Raw genomic sequence first — 15,780 nt, 5'->3', positions numbered from 1 at the left:
CGCTAGCGTTCATCCTGAGCCAGGATCAAACTCTTCATTGTATATTTTAAATAATATTAATGAATAAGTTTCAAAAGAATTTGTTCTAACGAATTAGAACGTGGTTATTCTACTCTTTGTTTACGCTGTCAATTTCAATATTTTCAATGAACGTGTCGAGTCGACACTCACAAGTATTTTCAACTTGATTATCTTCTCAGACTTCTTGTAGAAATGTTAGATTCGAACTAACTGATTTTATTACCAAATCATTCCAAAATTTCTTTGATCGTTTTCGCTTTCTTAAAGCGGTTGCAAATCTATAAACTTTCTAAAAACTGACAAAACTTTTTTTGAAGTTTTTTTTAGTTTATTTTTGCGATGTTTTCAATAAACTTCCGCTTTTTAAACGGACTGCAAAGATACTTTCTTTCTTTTGATTTAAACAAGTTATTAGTAACTTATTTTTAATCTTTTCTTGATGATATCTTAACAATGTTTTTAATGAACTTTCACTAATCTTAAACTTGCGTTTTTCCCTTAGCGGGTGCAAATATAGATCCCTTTTTTAACATGACAATGCTTTATTTTATGTTTTTTTTGACGTTTTTTATTGTGTATTGTTTTTTAGATAGTTAGCTGTTTTTTATTTTATGAAATCAACTTTAAATAGTTTTGCGCGAGGAATGGAATATATCGAATACGATCAATACAGGCTCTTTGTTTGAGCTCTTTTTGCTTGGTAAAGCTAAAAAGCGAGTAGTCAAAGCCCGACAATTTTTGCGAAAAATTGACGCGCCATAAAAAATAACAACTAATATATATTGTATTAGAAATGATTTTGATTACTTTTTTTTACGTTTGTTCTTTTTAGCACGCTTTTTGCGTTGTTTTGCAAACATCTCCTTGTAGAATTCTACATCAATATACCCTCTGCCCTTTGATACTATAGATAAATAATCTTTTTTCAATTTAGGTTTTTGATATTCTAACTTCTCTTCAATAAATGCTCGTTGCAATACATCTTCTATTAAAAAGTCTTCATTTTCAAGCCTAGGAAGATATTCTGATTTTAAAGACAACTTAAACATATTAGCTGTTGTGTTATACCAAAACGCTTTCCAACCACTTCGTAATTCTTTTACATTATTAAAGGCTGTTTTACCTGATTGTCGATGAATTAACTTTAGTAAAATTCGTCCTTCGGTTCTTGTTAACTTTTTTAATGGTTTTGTCAACTCTTCTTCTAGATACTTTTGTGTTTTTTTTACAAATCTTCTTTTCGCTTTTTTTGATTTTAATGTCGATAAGTGTGTCGCTACACTATCAATTTTTTTTATAGCTAGCACTGCATAAGGATACGCTTTGAAAACTTTACGTTTAAACCAATAATAATAACGAGCGTCTGATGCTGTTTTATATTTGTGTTTTGGTAAAATAGCGACTTCATTTAACGCAATCATTAAACTATCTCCGTTTTTGACTAGAAAATAGTCATTATTAAAATCAGGTAAAGTGTCCTGTATTTGCGCTTTTAGAACGGTAACTTGTAATATTATATATAGGTATAAAAACTTTTTCATTTTTTTTAGTATCAATAAGTAGTACCAAATGTATTCGTTTCTTTTTAAAACAAAAAAACTCATGAAATATTTCATGAGTTTTTTTTATTTTCTGAGCATTTTGCTATTTAGCCATAATTGCTTCGGCTACTTTTTTATAAGTTCCGTTTTCTAATTTTTCTCTTATTGCTGAAAAAGCTACGATTGTTTCATCAACATCTGCTTGTGTATGACGTGCTGTTGGAATTAATCTTAATATAATTAATCCTTTAGGAATTACTGGATACACTACAATTGAACAAAATACCCCGTGATTTTCACGTAAATCTTGCACCATTGCCATTGCTTCTGGTATTTCTCCTTTTAAATATACAGGAGTGATACATGTTTGCGTAGTTCCTAAATCAAAACCAGCATTACGTAAACCTGATTGTAAAGCGTTTGTAATTTTCCATAAATTTTCTTTTAACTCAGGCATTGTACGCATCATATCCAAACGCTTTAATGCTCCTTTTACCATTGGCATTGGTAATGATTTTGCAAACATTTGCGAACGCATGTTATATTGCAAATACTGAATTACATCTTTATCTCCTGCAAAGAAAGCTCCAATACCTGCCATTGATTTTGCGAATGTTGCAAAATAAACATCAATACCTTCTTGAACTCCTTGCTCAAAACCTGTTCCTTTTCCACCTTCACCTAAAGTTCCGAAACCATGTGCATCATCAACTAAAAGTCTAAAGTTATATTTTTCTTTTAAAGCTACAATCTCTTTTAAACGACCTTGCTCACCACGCATTCCAAAAACTCCTTCTGAAACTAATAGAATTCCTCCACCAGTTTTTTCTGCCATCCTGGTTGCTCTCTTTAAATTTTTTTCGCAACTTTCTATATCATTATGGCGGTACACAAAACGTTTACCAGCATGTAAACGAACTCCGTCAATAATACATGCATGTGTATCCATATCATACACAATAATATCATCTTTATTTACCAAAGCATCGATGGCCGAAACCATTCCTTGGTACCCGAAATTTACTAAATACGCTGCTTCTTTCTCTACAAATTCAGCACACTCTTGCTCTAATTGCTCGTGATACTTTGTATGGCCAGACATCATACGCGCTCCCATTGGATATGCTAACCCATCAGCAGCAGCTGAATCTCCATCTGCTTTTAAAACATCTGGGTGATTTGCTAGTCCTAAATAATCGTTGATACTCCAAGTAACTACCTTCTTACCGTTGAAAGACATTCTGTTAGAAATTGGCCCTTCTAATTTAGGAAATACAAAATAACCTTCTGCTTTATCTGCCCATTTTCCTAAAGGCCCTTTATCTTCTTTAATTCTTTCAAATAAATCTTTTACCATTATTACTTTTGTAATTTTATGCTGCGAAAATAATGCTTTTTAAGAAATTTTCAAAATTGACAACCTCCTTAATGACTTGAAATAAAAAAAGATATCGAAATCGATATCTTTTCTATTAAGACTTATTTTTAATTATGTTTTTATGGTTGTTTTAACTGATTGATAAACGGTTGTTTATACAAACGTTTTCCTAAAGCTTTATAAATTGCATTTGCAACTGCTCCACCTGCCGGGGGCAATCCTGGCTCACCTAACCCTGTTGGCGATAATTCGTTTTTAACAAAATGTACTTCTACCTTAGGTGTTTCATTCATTCTTATTAATCGATAGGTATCAAAATTTTTATTAGATGGTTTCCCTTTTTCGAAAGTTAAATCAGCGTACATTGCATGTCCAATTCCGTCGATTACACCACCTTGTACTTGATTTATTGCTCCGGTTGGATTTACTACAATTCCGCAATCTACCGCTGCAACTACTTTAGTTACTACAGGCAAACCGTTTTTTAAAACAACTTCAGCTACTTCAGCGACGTGGGTGTTATGACTATAATATGCAGAAAAACCTTGATAAACACCTTCTTTTTCTTTACCCCAATTTCCTTTTTCTACAGCTAGTTTTATGGTATCTTCCATTCTTTTACCTGAATACTCAATCTTTTTATCTTGAGTATCTTTTACGTTTTGCAATAAATCGATACGCAATTGTACAGTATCTACATTTAATTCTGCTGCTAACTCATCAAAAAAGGCTTGCTCTGCAAAGGCTAAAAAATTAGTATACGGAGCTCTCCATGCCCCTGTTGTAATATCACTTTGATAATTTTTTGTAGATACTTTATAATTTGCAATACATCCTGCAGGGAAAAAATGTGGTATTAACCCATACATATTACCATCAATAGCTGCTTCTTTTAAATGATATCCTGTAATTTTATTATTTCTAATTGAAGCTGCAATTCGATATTTTATTGCTGGGCGATAAACCCCTGTAGTCATATCATCTTCTCTTGTCGATATAACTTTTACAGGCTTTTTAATTGCATTAGATATTTCAGCAGCTTCATATACAAAATCACCATATAAACGTCGACCAAATCCTCCTCCCATTCTTGTCATATGCACTTGAACATCGGCTAAATCTCTATTTAACATTTCTGCAACAACCATCGCAGCAAATTCTGGAGTTTGTACTGGTCCTATTAAATCAATCTTTTCTAGAGTAACATTGGCGAAAAAATTCATTGGTTCTAAACAATTATGAGGTAAAAAAGGTGAATGATATGTTCTTTCAACTATTTTATCTGCTGATGCAAATGCTTTTTCGATGTTTCCATCTTCACGACGTACATCAAAATCTTTAGCATCTAAAATATCATTTAGAATTTTATCATGAGCTTCAGTATTTTCTAATTTTTTATTATTGGTCTTCCAAACAGCTTTTATAGCGTTTTTTCCTTTAATCGCTGCCCAAGTATTTTCTGCAACCACCACCACTTTATCTGTTTCAGACATTTTAAAAGTCCAATTAGATTTACCTGAATCTAAAAAACTTCTAACTTTATCTCCAATAATTATAACATCTAATACTCCTTTTACTTTTTTTGCTTCAGATGCATCAAAAGAATCTAATAATTGACCGAATGCCGGAGGTCTTAAAACTGTTGCATATACCATTCCGGGAGCTTTATAATCTAATCCAAATAAAGGTTTACCTGTTACTATTTTTTCTAAATCTACATTGGTTGCACTCTTTCCTATAATGGTAAATTCAGAAGGCTTTTTTATAGTTACATTTTCAGGCACATCTAAAACAGCAGCTTCTTTTACAACATCTCCATATCCTAAAGTTTCTCCTTTAGCATTCGTTATAATTCCGTTTGATGCTTTACATGTTACTGGATCTACGCCCCATTTTACAGCGGCAGCATTTACCAACATTTGTTTTGCTGTGGCGCCGGTTTGCCTTAAAGCATCCCAACCAAAACGTATTGATTGACTACCTCCTGCCAACTGACGTTTATAATTTTTAGTATCTAATGGAGCTTGTGCTACATGTACATTATTCCAGTCAACATCTAGTTCTTCGGCTATAAGCATTGGCATAGAAGTTTTAACACCTTGCCCAATTTCTGGATTTGGAGAATAAATAGTTACATAACCTTCGTTAGATATTTGAATAAATGCATTGAAATCATTAAAATTTAAATTTTCAATATCAACTGATGGTTTTACATTGGGCTTGCATGCGGTAAACAAATTAAACCCAATCATAATTCCGCCACCTGCTAATGCCGATGTTCTTAAAAAACTCCTTCTACTAAACGTAATTTTATTTTTTGATGTACTCATAAGTTTAATTTTTAAGACATTTTTTTAGCGGCGATTCCTACTGCTTTTTCTATTCGGTTGTAAGAAGCACATCTGCATAAATTACCATGCATTGCTTCTCGAATTTCCTGGTCAGACGGACTCGGATTTTCTTTTAAAAACGATGCCGCTGTCATTATTTGCCCTGCTTGGCAATATCCGCATTGCGGAACATCAACTTCCTCCCAAGCTTCTTGCAACGGATGATTTCCTTCTTTTGACAAACCTTCAATCGTTGTTATTTCTTCATTATCTAACTCTGATACTTTTAATTGACAACTTCGCATTGCTGCGCCATCTACATGTACTGTACAAGCACCGCATTGTGCAATTCCACAACCGAATTTTGTACCTACCATTTCTAATTCATCTCTTAAAATCCATAACAAAGGCGTATCATCATCCGTAGAAAAAGAATGTGATTTTCCGTTTATTTTTAATGTATAATTTGGCATTTTTTGAAGTTTTTGTTTTTGCTCGAATAAGTTACGTAAAAAAATTATATTTTTTTTCGGTTAATTGGCAATAAATAATTTCGCTTTACTTAAATGTGATTACGAAATAAATTCGGAATGACGTTATCAAGAATATTTTATCACTTTTATTTTTAATAGATTTTATTAGATTTGGTTCTGAATCAAATTCAGAATAACGAGAAATATTTTTATAATTTATCTAACTCTAAACGGAAATCATATTGTAAATCTTCGTGTAACGTAGCCATTAATTTTTCTATTAACTTTATTTGCGTTGTTAATATATTTTGTAATCGCGGGCTTTTTTGTATTGATGGTTTAAAGTTTTTAAGTTTTACACAGAAATATAAGAGCAGTTCTACTTCTGTTTCTTTTTTCTTTGAGAAACGAATGTATTTTTTTGTGCTTGTTAATATTTTACGCATACTTTTTCTTATAAAGAAGTAGCTTTTGGTATTAATTCCTTCAAATAAAATGTCTATCTCTTTTTTAACTCCCAAAATGTAGCTCTCTTCATCATGTGATTCAAACAACAAATAGGTTAATAACTCTTTATTTTCTTTTTTGAATCGAGCTAATTTTAAACATAATTCTAATAATTCGTTCGTATTCTTATGTTTTAGTTCGTCTTTTAATATTTTAACGGTAGCTGTTTTCATCTTTTAATTTAAAAATTAAATATAACTAAAAAACCTCATAGACTTTATATCTATGAGGCTTTCAATTTATTTTTTTGATTTACTGAATACTTGGTACTTTAACAAGCTCGTTAACATCAGCATCATAATCTACTCCGTCGACTTTAAATCCGAATAACTTAAAAAACTCATTACTGTATCCTTCTAAATCACCTAACTCAGCTAAATTTTCAGTAGTTGCTTTTTTCCATAATTCTGCAATTTCTGCTTGCACATCTTCACGCATTTCCCAGTCATCAACTCTAATTCTTCCTTTGGCATCTAAATCTAAATCGCCACCAAATAAACGTTCGCTATACAAACGTTGAATTTGTTCGATACACCCTTCATGAATTCCTTTTGCCTTCATCACTTTAAATAATAAAGAAATATATAACGGAATTACCGGAATTGCAGAACTAGCCTGAGTTACCAATGCTTTATTTACAGAAACATATGCTTTTCCGTTTAATGATTTTAAATCTTCAGTAATTTTAAAAGCTGTTGCTTCTAAATCATCTTTTGCAGCACCAATTGTTCCGCTTCTATAAACAGGTTTTGTTACTTCTGGCCCAATATATGAATAAGCAACTGTTGTAGCCCCTTCTGATAATAAGTTTTCTGATTGTAATGCATCCATCCACATTTTCCAATCTTCACCTCCCATAACTGTTACTGTATTAGCAACATCTTCGCCTTCGGCTGGATTTATAGATATTTCTGATACTTTTCCTGTATGAAAATCTACTGTTTTATTTGTAAACACCTCTCCTATTGGTTTTAAAACCGATTTAAAGCGTTTACCAGATTCTGGATGCGTTCTTACTGGTGATGCTAAACTATAAATTACTAAGTCTACCTGACCTAAGTCTTCTTTAATTAGCTTAACAACTTGTTCTTTTATTTCGTTTGAAAATGCGTCTCCGTTTATACTTTTTGCGTATAATCCTGCTTTTTCAGCTTCTTGTTCAAAAGCTGCTGTATTATAAAAACCTGGCGATCCTGGTCTTCCTTCTGTGGCTGGTTTATCAAAAAAAACTCCGATTGTTGCAGCGTCTGAACCAAAGGCACTTGAAATTCTTGATGCCAGTCCGAAACCTGTTGATGCACCTATTACTAATACTTTTTTGGCTCCCTCAATTTTTCCTTTCGATTGTACGTATGCTATTTGATCTTTTATATTTTGTTCACATCCTGTTGGGTGAGATGTTAAACAAATAAACCCTCTAGTTCTTGGTGCTATTATCATTGTTGTTTGTTTTAAAATCTTTAATTTCTAATTGACTGTCTTTGATTCGTTGGCCAATCATCATTAAAATTCTTTTATTAATATCAGCATTATTTTCTTTATAAAACTCAAATTCACCAACGGTAAACTGACCTATAATTAAACCTAAAAACTGATTTTTTAAATTTATATTTTTTTTGGTGATATTGTTCACCACTTTATTAAACTTCTCTTTTTCGACATTTAAAATATCTACTTTTTGCTTATTACAGAAAAAAATGAAAAACTGTAGCAATAAATCATGTTGTAATTTTAAAATTGGACGCACAGTCTTATTCTGAAAATCTTCAATAGGTATTTCAGATGAAAAGTTTAAAACTGGTCTAATAGTTAGTTTTTTACTATCCATTCAAAAAATTAACAACATTTTTTTCTATACGATCTAATACGTTTGCTGTATTTGCTTTTACAAATTTCTCTCCTGTAATTTGTTCGTACAATTCGATATATCTATTTGAAATTTCGATAACTTTTTCATCAGACATTTCAGGAATTTGTTGTCCGTCTTTTCCTTGAAAATTATTTTCAATTAACCACTGACGTACAAACTCTTTTGATAACTGCTTTTGAGCTTCTCCTCTATCTTGTCTATCCTGATATCCATCAGCATAAAAATAACGAGAAGAATCTGGCGTATGAATTTCATCAATCAATACAATTTTGCCATCCTTTGTTTTTCCGAATTCATATTTAGTATCTACTAAAATCAATCCGCGAGAAGCTGCTATCTCGGTTCCTCTTTGAAATAAAGCACGTGTATATTTTTCTAAAACGATGTAATCTTCTTCAGAAACAACTCCTTTTGATAAAATTTCTTCACGAGTTATATCTTCATCATGATCACCATTATCAGCCTTGGTAGATGGTGTAATTATAGGAATAGGAAACTTGTCGTTTTCTTGCATTCCTTCTGCCATTGTTACGCCACATAAAACTCTTTTACCTGCTTTATATTCACGTGCTGCATGACCAGACATATAACCACGAATTACCATTTCTACCTTAAAAGGTTCACATAAATGACCAATTGCAACGTTTTCATCTGGATTTGCGTGTAACCAATTCGGAACAATATCAGCAGTATCATTCATCATTTTGGTAGCAATCTGATTTAAAATCTGCCCTTTAAAAGGAATTTGACGTGGTAAAACTACATCGAAAGCTGATAATCTATCAGAAGCTATCATTACTAATAACTCATCATTTATATTATAAACCTCGCGTACTTTACCTTTATAAACCGACTTTTGTTTTGGAAACTGAAAGTTAGTTTCATTAATTGTATTCATTCTTTGTTTGTTGTGTTGTTGGCTGCAAAAATATACTATTTATTTTTCTTTTTTATTTCTTTCCTTAAAAGAATAAAATAAAGAAAAAGACGAGCCTATAATTAAAAACCACAAGCCTGTTCCTTTTAAAAATGATGGAAGAATAATATTGTTTTTAGATTCTAAAAAGTAAATTACTATACCTATAATACATATTAAAAGCCCTAATAAAGCGATTACCTTCTTTTTCATACTATTCTGTTTCTATACTTTTATAGGCTTTAATAATTTTTTTGATCAATCGATGGCGTACTACATCTTTATCATCCAGATACACTTGTGCTATACCTCCAATATCTTTTAAAGCCAATAATGCCTGTTTTAACCCAGAAACTTGTTTACGCGGTAAATCTATTTGCCCAGGATCTCCTGTTATAATAAACTTTGCATGTTTTCCCATTCTTGTTAAGAACATTTTCATTTGATTATGCGTTGTATTCTGAGCTTCATCTAAAATAACAAAAGCATTATCTAAAGTACGTCCACGCATAAATGCCAAAGGAGCAATTTGTATGATTCCTTTTTCTAAATGCGATTCTAGTTTTTCATGCGGAATCATATCTCGTAAAGCATCATATAAAGGTTGCATATACGGATCTAATTTTTCTTTTAAATCGCCCGGTAAAAAACCTAAATTCTCTCCAGATTCTACAGCAGGTCTTGTTAAAATTATTCTACGAACTTCTTTTTCTTTTAATGCTTTTACTGCCAGGGCAACTGCTGTATACGTTTTTCCTGTTCCTGCTGGACCAACAGCAAATAACATATCATTATTTTGCATCAAATCAACCATTTTACGTTGATTTGTTGTTTGTGCTTTTATCAATTTACCATTAACACCGTGTACTAAAACACCTTCTATTTTTCCGGATTTTCGAATTTCTTCTTCTTTTCCCGTTGCTGTTAAAACACGTTCAATGCTGTTTTCATCTAATTTATTATATTTATTGAAGTACTTTACAAGCATTTCTAACCGTTTTTCTAATTCATCTAGAATTTCAGGTTCTCCATAAATTTTAAGTTTATTTCCTCTAGCAACAATTTTCACTTTCGGAAAGTACTTTTTTAACGCTGTAATTGTACTGTTTTGAGCTCCAAAAAATTCATTTGGGTCGATTTCTGTTAGTTCAATGATACGTTCGTTCAAATGACAAAGGTTTTAATATTATTCACTTTAAAAATAATGATTATTTTTATTGAATTATGTAGTTTTGCTATAAATTTTAGCTTACTTTTTCAACCTACTAATTAACAAGCAATTAAATTAATGTCTCTAATTACATTAACTACCGATTTTGGAATAAAAGACCACTTTGTAGGGGCTGTAAAAGGAGCAATTTATAGTGAATTACCTGAAGCTAAAATTGTTGACATTACACATCATATAACCCCATTTAACATTACAGAAACTGCTTATATTTTAAAAAACACCTATAAAAGTTTCCCTGATAAAACAATTCATATCGTTGGGGTAGATTCTGAATTAAGTCCAGAGAATAAACATATTGCAATTGAATTAGACAATCATTATTTTATTTGTCCTGATAACGGATTAATTGCAATGATTGCATCAGAAATAAAACCAACAAAAATTGTTGAAATCAATATTCACAATCATATCGAAACCAGTTTTCCTGTATTAGATGTTTTTGTACAAGTTGCTTCACATATTGCTCGTGGTGGTAGCCTAAATGTTATTGGTAAAGAAATAGCTTCTTATAAAAGTAGTGTTGAAATTCAGCCAAAAGTAAATCAAGCGAAAGACATTATTATTGGAGGAGTTATTTATGTTGATAATTACGGAAATGTAATTACGAATATTAATAAAAAACTTTTTATAGCTATAGGTAAAGGTCGTAATTTTACCATTGCTGCCAAACGATCTATTTTTAATAAAATTTACAATCGCTATAATGAAATTGTAGATTACTCTGTCTCTAAAGAAAAAAGGAATTGTGATGGCGAAAAATTAGCTATTTTTAATTCGGCAGGTTTTTTAGAAATTGCTATTTACAGAAGCAATCTAAACACCGTTGGTGGTGCATCTTCTTTATTAGGGCTAGGATATAGAGATACCATTACTATTGAGTTTGAAACCATTGAAACACCCGATTTTACCACAATAAATTAAAAAATATGTTTGTACGAATTGTAAAGATGAGTTTTCATTCAGAGAAAATTGAAGAATTCTTAGCTAATTTTAACACAAAAAAAGAGTTTATTAGAAACTCACCCGGCTGTCGTTTATTAGAATTGTATAGAGATAAAAACAATCCAGATATTTTCTTTACTTACAGCTATTGGGAAACCGAACAAGATTTAGAAAACTACCGAAACTCTGACCTATTTAAAGGTGTTTGGGCACAAACAAAAGTATTATTTAACGACAAACCATTAGCGTGGAGTGTTGACAAAACCGTAAGCCTACCATAATGAACTACCCTACAATTTTCCCTGAATTATCTACCGAAAGATTAACATTACGCCAATTATCTTTTAACGATAAACGAACTATTTTTAAACTGCGTTCTAACAAAGAAGTTAACAAATTAATTGTTAGAGATACACCTAAAAACTTAAATGATGCCGATTCTTTTATTCAAACTTGTTTGGATGAATTTGAAAAAGGTAATCGAATTTTTTGGGCAATTCAGCATCAAGAAAACAACCAAATAATTGGTACCATCGTTTATCATAATATCAATGCCGAAAATAATTATGCTGAAATTGGTTATGAATTAAATCCCGATTTTCATAATGAAGGTTTTATGAGTGAAGCTATGGCTACTGTTTTAGAATATGGAAAATCAGTTTTAAAACTACAAACAATTGAAGCTTTTACACATCAAAATAATACTGCGTCAATAACGTTATTAAAAAAACATCAGTTTATTTTAGATGATGATGATTTATTTGATGATAATACTATTTTTCGCCTCGATATAAACCCAGCATAATGTACGCTATACTAAAAAAAGAATTCAACTCATTTTTTGCATCACCAATAGCTTATTTAGTTATCGGTGTTTTTTTACTCGTAAACGGATTATTTTTATGGGTTTTTAAAGACAATTTTAATATTTTAAATGCTGGTTTTGCCGATTTAAGTTCTTTCTTTTATTTAGCACCTTGGTTATTTTTATTTCTGATTCCGGCAATTACCATGAAGAGTTTTGCTGATGAATTTAATAGCGGAACCATAGAAATTTTAAAAACAAAACCTGTTACCGATTGGCAAATTGTATTAGGTAAGTTTACCGCATCTTTACTTTTAGTTTGTGTTGCTTTAATACCAACATTAACTTATGTTTATACCGTTTACACGATTGGAAATCCTGTTGGAAATTTAGATATTGGTAGTACAATTGGTTCGTATTTAGGATTACTTTTTTTAGCTGCCACTTATACCGCAATTGGTTTATTTACATCTACACTTTCTAAAAATCAGATTGTAGCCTTTATTTTAAGTGTGTTTATTACTTTTATTTTTTTCTACGGATTTGATGCTGTAAGTAGCACTTTAGGAAACTCGATACAACAATTAGGAATAAACGAACATTTTAAAAGTATTAGCCGTGGTGTAATTGACACACGTGATGTTATCTATTTTTTAAGTGTTACTTTTTTCTTTTTATTCATCACCAAACAACAATTAAAAAATGAGTAAAAAGATACAACATATAGCCTTTACTCTTATCGGACTGTTATTATTAAACTATCTTTCAACATCAATATACAAAAGATTTGATTTAACAAAAGATAAGCGTTTTACAATATCTGATGTTAGTAAAAACATATTAGATAATATTGATAATACTGTTTTTGTAAACGTGTATTTAGAAGGTGATTTTCCTGCAGAATTTAAAAGATTACAGATTGAAACACGTCAATTTTTAGAGGAATTAAAAGCTCAGAATTCGAATATTTTATTTCGATTTATAAATCCTGATAATATTCGTGAGGAATTGATACAAAAAGGAATGATGCCTACGCAATTAACTATTGAAGAGGATGGAAAACTATCACAAGCTATTATTTTTCCTTGGGCAGAAATTAATCTTGGTAAAAAATCTACTTTAGTCTCTTTATTACCAAATGCAATAGCCAAAACTCAAGAAGAGCAACTACAAAATGCTATTGAAAAATTAGAATATTCTTTTGCAAATGCATTGAATAATATCACTAAAAATAAAAAGCAAAAAATAGCAGTTATTTCAGGTAATGGCGAGTTAGAAGATATTTATTTATACAGTTTATTAAGTGAAGTAGGAAAAAATTATCACTTAGCTAAATTCACTTTAGATAGTGTTGCTAAAAATCCGCAGAAAACACTTAAAGATTTAACAAAATATGATTTGGCTGTTGTTGCCAAACCAACCGAACGTTTTACCGAACAAGAAAAATTTACACTCGATCAATTTATTACCAACGGAGGAAAATCCCTGTGGATGATTGATCAAAATTATGCCGATACTGATAGTTTATACAACGAAGGGAAAATGTTGGCTTTTCCGCGTGATTTAAATTTAACCGATTTATTATTCAGTTATCAAGTTCGGGTAAATAATAAACTAATTCAAGATTTATACTCGGCTAAAATTCCGCTTGCAACTGGTAACACCGGTAATCAAGCACAGTTTCAACATCTAAACTGGTTTTATCATCCGTTAGCAAACGGAAATCCAAATCATTCGACAACAAAAAATATAGCTCCAGTTCGCTTTCGTTTTACCACTCAAATTGACACTTTAAAAGGTAATATTAAAAAAACACCTTTATTTATTACTTCAGTTTTAAGTAAAAAAATCGGAACTCCAAATTTTGTAGAACTACAAAGTATTGCCCAACAACCTAAAGAAAATGAGTATAAAAGCGGCCCACAGCTTTTAGGTGTTTTATTAGAAGGTAATTTTAATTCTGCCTATAAAAATAGAACAAAACCATTTGATACGTCACTTTTTAAAGCAGAAAGCAACCCTAATAAAATGGTTGTCATTGCGGATGGAGATATTGGTAAGAATCAAGTTTTAAAAGGTAAACCACACGATTTAGCTTTGGATAAATGGACAGGCGAGCAATTTGGAAACAAAGAGTTTTTAATAAATACTATTGATTATTTATTAGACGATGTTGGTTTAATTAATTTACGAAATAAAACATTGCAGATAAACTTACTTGATAAACAAAAAGCTTACACCGAAAAAAGTTTTTGGCAGTTTATAAATATGGGTATTCCGTTAATTTTACTAGCTATATTTGGCTTCGTTTTTAACTATTTAAGAAAAATAAAATATGCTAAATAGACAGCAAATCGTCGTGAATAAAAGTATAATCTAAAGCTTGTTGTATTTTTTTCGAACTGATAATCTTCCACTCATAAACTTCATTGTTTTCAAACTCTGGAACTTCAAAGTCGTTCCTTAATTTGGCTAAGGTGTAAAACTCTCTTCTTGTTGGATGATGGTTAGAACATGCATTAAAAGTTTCACCCCAACAATTCTGATCAATAATTGTATGAATAATCTCTATACAATCGTCTTTATGAATCATATTTACAAAACCTTTTGGATGTGGTATTTTTCTTCCATTTTTAAACCAATTACTTGGTTGTCTTACATCTCCAAATAAACCTGCAAAACGAATAATAGTAGTTTCGAAAAAAGTATTTTCTCTAAATAAATTTTCTATTGCTGTTAAAGGAGTTTTTAAAACTTCATCTTCTTCTGTCATGATTTTATTAACTCTTCCATAAACTGAGGTAGAACTAATAAAGATTATTTTTTGTATTGGAGAGTTTTCTATTTGAGCAATTAAATTTTCAAAACTATCAACATCTTTAGAAGTAATTGTAATAATTAAAATATCTGAATTTAAGAAAGTATCAAACTCTTCAAATTCAGAAATATTAACAATATAAGGTGCTATTCCGTTAACTTCTAAAAGATCTAATTTTTCTTCAGAAGTTGTAGAGCCTTTTACTTTATATCCTTCATTTAATAACGAAACTGCTAATGATTTTCCTAACCACCCACAGCCTAAAATACTAACATTCTTCATCACAACAATTATTGTCTTTTACAAATTTACAAGAAACTACCGCTAACAAAGCTCCTAAAATTGGCGCTAATATATATAACCATAAATGCTCTAAATGCCCAGAAACCAATGCTGGAGCAATGGAACGAACAGGATTCATAGACGCTTTGGTCATTGGTCCTGCAAACATTGCTTCTAACAACACCACACCACCAATAGCAATACCTGCCATTACGCCTACTTCTTTACTTCCGCTAGAAACATTAATTATTGTTAGCATTAAAAAGAAGGTTAGCAGTAATTCTAAAATAAACGCTCGCCATGGTTCTAATACAGGAATGGTTGCACCGTAATATTCACTTTCAGGAAATAACACCCATAAAATGCAACTAGCAAGTAACGCTCCTACTAATTGAGCAATTATATATTTAGGAACTTCTTTCCATGAAAACTTTTTAGCATACGCAAAAGCTATAGTAACTGCCGGATTAAAATGAGCTCCTGATATTTCACCAAAAGCATAAATCATAGCCATAACAATTAAACCCCAAGTTATTGCAACACCTGTATGCGTTAAATCGGTTCCGCCAGTTATTTCACTCACTGTCATTGCACCAGTACCACAAAAAACCAAAGCAAAAGTTCCTATCAATTCAGAAATATATTTTTTCATATTGCAAATATCAA

General features: G+C 31.1%; 17 protein-coding genes. 5 read left to right on the top strand and 12 right to left on the bottom strand.

Annotation, left to right across the window (positions count from 1 at the left end):
* Window positions 1-824: 824 nt before the first annotated feature.
* From N2251_RS02885 to N2251_RS02840, 10 genes are all read right to left on the bottom strand, one after another.
* Window positions 825-1,562 (bottom strand): DUF4294 domain-containing protein, encoded by a 738-nt coding sequence (locus tag N2251_RS02885; RefSeq protein WP_260585208.1) that lies wholly within the window; start codon window positions 1,560-1,562, stop codon window positions 825-827.
* Between the two features lie 103 nt (window positions 1,563-1,665).
* Window positions 1,666-2,919, bottom strand: a complete 1,254-nt coding sequence (locus N2251_RS02880; protein WP_068706221.1) for an aminotransferase class I/II-fold pyridoxal phosphate-dependent enzyme — start codon at window positions 2,917-2,919, stop codon at window positions 1,666-1,668.
* Between the two features lie 140 nt (window positions 2,920-3,059).
* Window positions 3,060-5,270, bottom strand: a complete 2,211-nt coding sequence (locus N2251_RS02875; protein ID WP_260585206.1) for a xanthine dehydrogenase family protein molybdopterin-binding subunit — start codon at window positions 5,268-5,270, stop codon at window positions 3,060-3,062.
* An 11-nt stretch (window positions 5,271-5,281) separates the two neighbouring features.
* Entirely contained in the window at window positions 5,282-5,743 is a 462-nt protein-coding gene (locus N2251_RS02870; RefSeq protein WP_260585205.1) for a (2Fe-2S)-binding protein, read from the bottom strand.
* A gap of 209 nt (window positions 5,744-5,952) precedes the next feature.
* On the bottom strand, window positions 5,953-6,423 hold the full coding sequence (locus N2251_RS02865; RefSeq protein ID WP_068706215.1) for a hypothetical protein: 471 nt from the start codon (window positions 6,421-6,423) through the stop codon (window positions 5,953-5,955).
* Window positions 6,424-6,502: 79 nt separating this feature from the next.
* Entirely contained in the window at window positions 6,503-7,690 is a 1,188-nt protein-coding gene (gene fabV / locus N2251_RS02860; RefSeq protein ID WP_260585204.1) for an enoyl-ACP reductase FabV, read from the bottom strand.
* Window positions 7,668-8,078: a glyoxalase gene (locus N2251_RS02855; protein ID WP_260585203.1), complete on the bottom strand. Its 411-nt coding sequence runs from the start codon at window positions 8,076-8,078 to the stop codon at window positions 7,668-7,670. Before N2251_RS02855 ends, fabV begins: the two co-directional genes overlap by 23 nt.
* Window positions 8,071-9,018, bottom strand: a complete 948-nt coding sequence (locus N2251_RS02850) for a phosphoribosylaminoimidazolesuccinocarboxamide synthase (RefSeq protein WP_260585202.1) — start codon at window positions 9,016-9,018, stop codon at window positions 8,071-8,073. Before N2251_RS02850 ends, N2251_RS02855 begins: the two co-directional genes overlap by 8 nt.
* A 39-nt stretch (window positions 9,019-9,057) precedes the next feature.
* The gene (locus N2251_RS02845) at window positions 9,058-9,249 is read right to left on the bottom strand and encodes a hypothetical protein (RefSeq protein WP_260585201.1); all 192 of its coding nucleotides are present in this window, start codon (window positions 9,247-9,249) and stop codon (window positions 9,058-9,060) included.
* Window position 9,250: 1 nt separating this feature from the next.
* Window positions 9,251-10,204 carry a PhoH family protein gene (locus tag N2251_RS02840; RefSeq protein ID WP_260585200.1) on the bottom strand — a complete coding sequence of 318 codons (954 nt, stop codon included), beginning with the start codon at window positions 10,202-10,204 and terminating at the stop codon, window positions 9,251-9,253.
* A gap of 120 nt (window positions 10,205-10,324) precedes the next feature.
* Here N2251_RS02840 and N2251_RS02835 point away from each other — a divergent pair, with 120 nt between their 5' ends.
* From N2251_RS02835 to gldG, 5 genes are read left to right on the top strand one after another with little or no spacing between them, the layout of a single operon-like run.
* The gene (locus N2251_RS02835) at window positions 10,325-11,188 is read left to right on the top strand and encodes an SAM hydrolase/SAM-dependent halogenase family protein (RefSeq protein ID WP_260585199.1); all 864 of its coding nucleotides are present in this window, start codon (window positions 10,325-10,327) and stop codon (window positions 11,186-11,188) included.
* Window positions 11,189-11,193: 5 nt separating this feature from the next.
* Complete coding sequence (locus N2251_RS02830; RefSeq protein WP_260585197.1) at window positions 11,194-11,490, top strand: putative quinol monooxygenase; 297 nt, start codon at window positions 11,194-11,196, stop codon at window positions 11,488-11,490.
* Window positions 11,490-12,014: a GNAT family N-acetyltransferase gene (locus N2251_RS02825; protein WP_260585196.1), complete on the top strand. Its 525-nt coding sequence runs from the start codon at window positions 11,490-11,492 to the stop codon at window positions 12,012-12,014. Before N2251_RS02830 ends, N2251_RS02825 begins: the two co-directional genes overlap by 1 nt.
* On the top strand, window positions 12,014-12,724 hold the full coding sequence (gene gldF / locus N2251_RS02820) for a gliding motility-associated ABC transporter permease subunit GldF (RefSeq protein WP_260585195.1): 711 nt from the start codon (window positions 12,014-12,016) through the stop codon (window positions 12,722-12,724). Before N2251_RS02825 ends, gldF begins: the two co-directional genes overlap by 1 nt.
* A complete protein-coding gene (gene gldG, locus N2251_RS02815; RefSeq protein ID WP_260585194.1) occupies window positions 12,717-14,360 on the top strand; it encodes a gliding motility-associated ABC transporter substrate-binding protein GldG in 1,644 nt (547 codons plus the stop codon). Before gldF ends, gldG begins: the two co-directional genes overlap by 8 nt.
* Here gldG and N2251_RS02810 read toward each other — a convergent pair.
* Both N2251_RS02810 and N2251_RS02805 read right to left on the bottom strand, forming a co-directional pair.
* Window positions 14,353-15,114: an NAD(P)-binding domain-containing protein gene (locus N2251_RS02810; protein ID WP_260585193.1), complete on the bottom strand. Its 762-nt coding sequence runs from the start codon at window positions 15,112-15,114 to the stop codon at window positions 14,353-14,355. The two genes, gldG and N2251_RS02810, sit on opposite strands and share 8 nt — an antisense overlap.
* Window positions 15,101-15,766, bottom strand: a complete 666-nt coding sequence (locus N2251_RS02805) for an aquaporin (RefSeq protein WP_260585192.1) — start codon at window positions 15,764-15,766, stop codon at window positions 15,101-15,103. Before N2251_RS02805 ends, N2251_RS02810 begins: the two co-directional genes overlap by 14 nt.
* Between the last annotated feature and the right edge of the window lie 14 nt (window positions 15,767-15,780).

The sequence above is a fragment of the Tenacibaculum haliotis genome, assembly GCF_025215075.1.
Lineage (GTDB): Bacteria > Bacteroidota > Bacteroidia > Flavobacteriales > Flavobacteriaceae > Polaribacter > Polaribacter haliotis_B.
This window is presented reverse-complemented; position numbering and strand designations above follow the sequence as displayed.

What these genes read in the sequence shown, in the direction of transcription:
- N2251_RS02835 (WP_260585199.1), top strand. Translation starts at nt 10,325, where the DNA reads ATGTCTCTAATTACATTAACTACCGATTTTGGAATAAAAGACCACTTT.
- gldF (WP_260585195.1), top strand. Translation starts at nt 12,014, where the DNA reads ATGTACGCTATACTAAAAAAAGAATTCAACTCATTTTTTGCATCACCA.
- N2251_RS02870 (WP_260585205.1), bottom strand. Translation starts at nt 5,743, where the DNA reads ATGCCAAATTATACATTAAAAATAAACGGAAAATCACATTCTTTTTCT.
- N2251_RS02885 (WP_260585208.1), bottom strand. Translation starts at nt 1,562, where the DNA reads ATGAAAAAGTTTTTATACCTATATATAATATTACAAGTTACCGTTCTA.
- N2251_RS02825 (WP_260585196.1), top strand. Translation starts at nt 11,490, where the DNA reads ATGAACTACCCTACAATTTTCCCTGAATTATCTACCGAAAGATTAACA.
- N2251_RS02880 (WP_068706221.1), bottom strand. Translation starts at nt 2,919, where the DNA reads ATGGTAAAAGATTTATTTGAAAGAATTAAAGAAGATAAAGGGCCTTTA.
- N2251_RS02875 (WP_260585206.1), bottom strand. Translation starts at nt 5,270, where the DNA reads ATGAGTACATCAAAAAATAAAATTACGTTTAGTAGAAGGAGTTTTTTA.
- N2251_RS02865 (WP_068706215.1), bottom strand. Translation starts at nt 6,423, where the DNA reads ATGAAAACAGCTACCGTTAAAATATTAAAAGACGAACTAAAACATAAG.
- N2251_RS02850 (WP_260585202.1), bottom strand. Translation starts at nt 9,018, where the DNA reads ATGAATACAATTAATGAAACTAACTTTCAGTTTCCAAAACAAAAGTCG.
- N2251_RS02805 (WP_260585192.1), bottom strand. Translation starts at nt 15,766, where the DNA reads ATGAAAAAATATATTTCTGAATTGATAGGAACTTTTGCTTTGGTTTTT.
- fabV (WP_260585204.1), bottom strand. Translation starts at nt 7,690, where the DNA reads ATGATAATAGCACCAAGAACTAGAGGGTTTATTTGTTTAACATCTCAC.
- N2251_RS02855 (WP_260585203.1), bottom strand. Translation starts at nt 8,078, where the DNA reads ATGGATAGTAAAAAACTAACTATTAGACCAGTTTTAAACTTTTCATCT.
- N2251_RS02810 (WP_260585193.1), bottom strand. Translation starts at nt 15,114, where the DNA reads ATGAAGAATGTTAGTATTTTAGGCTGTGGGTGGTTAGGAAAATCATTA.
- N2251_RS02830 (WP_260585197.1), top strand. Translation starts at nt 11,194, where the DNA reads ATGTTTGTACGAATTGTAAAGATGAGTTTTCATTCAGAGAAAATTGAA.
- gldG (WP_260585194.1), top strand. Translation starts at nt 12,717, where the DNA reads ATGAGTAAAAAGATACAACATATAGCCTTTACTCTTATCGGACTGTTA.
- N2251_RS02845 (WP_260585201.1), bottom strand. Translation starts at nt 9,249, where the DNA reads ATGAAAAAGAAGGTAATCGCTTTATTAGGGCTTTTAATATGTATTATA.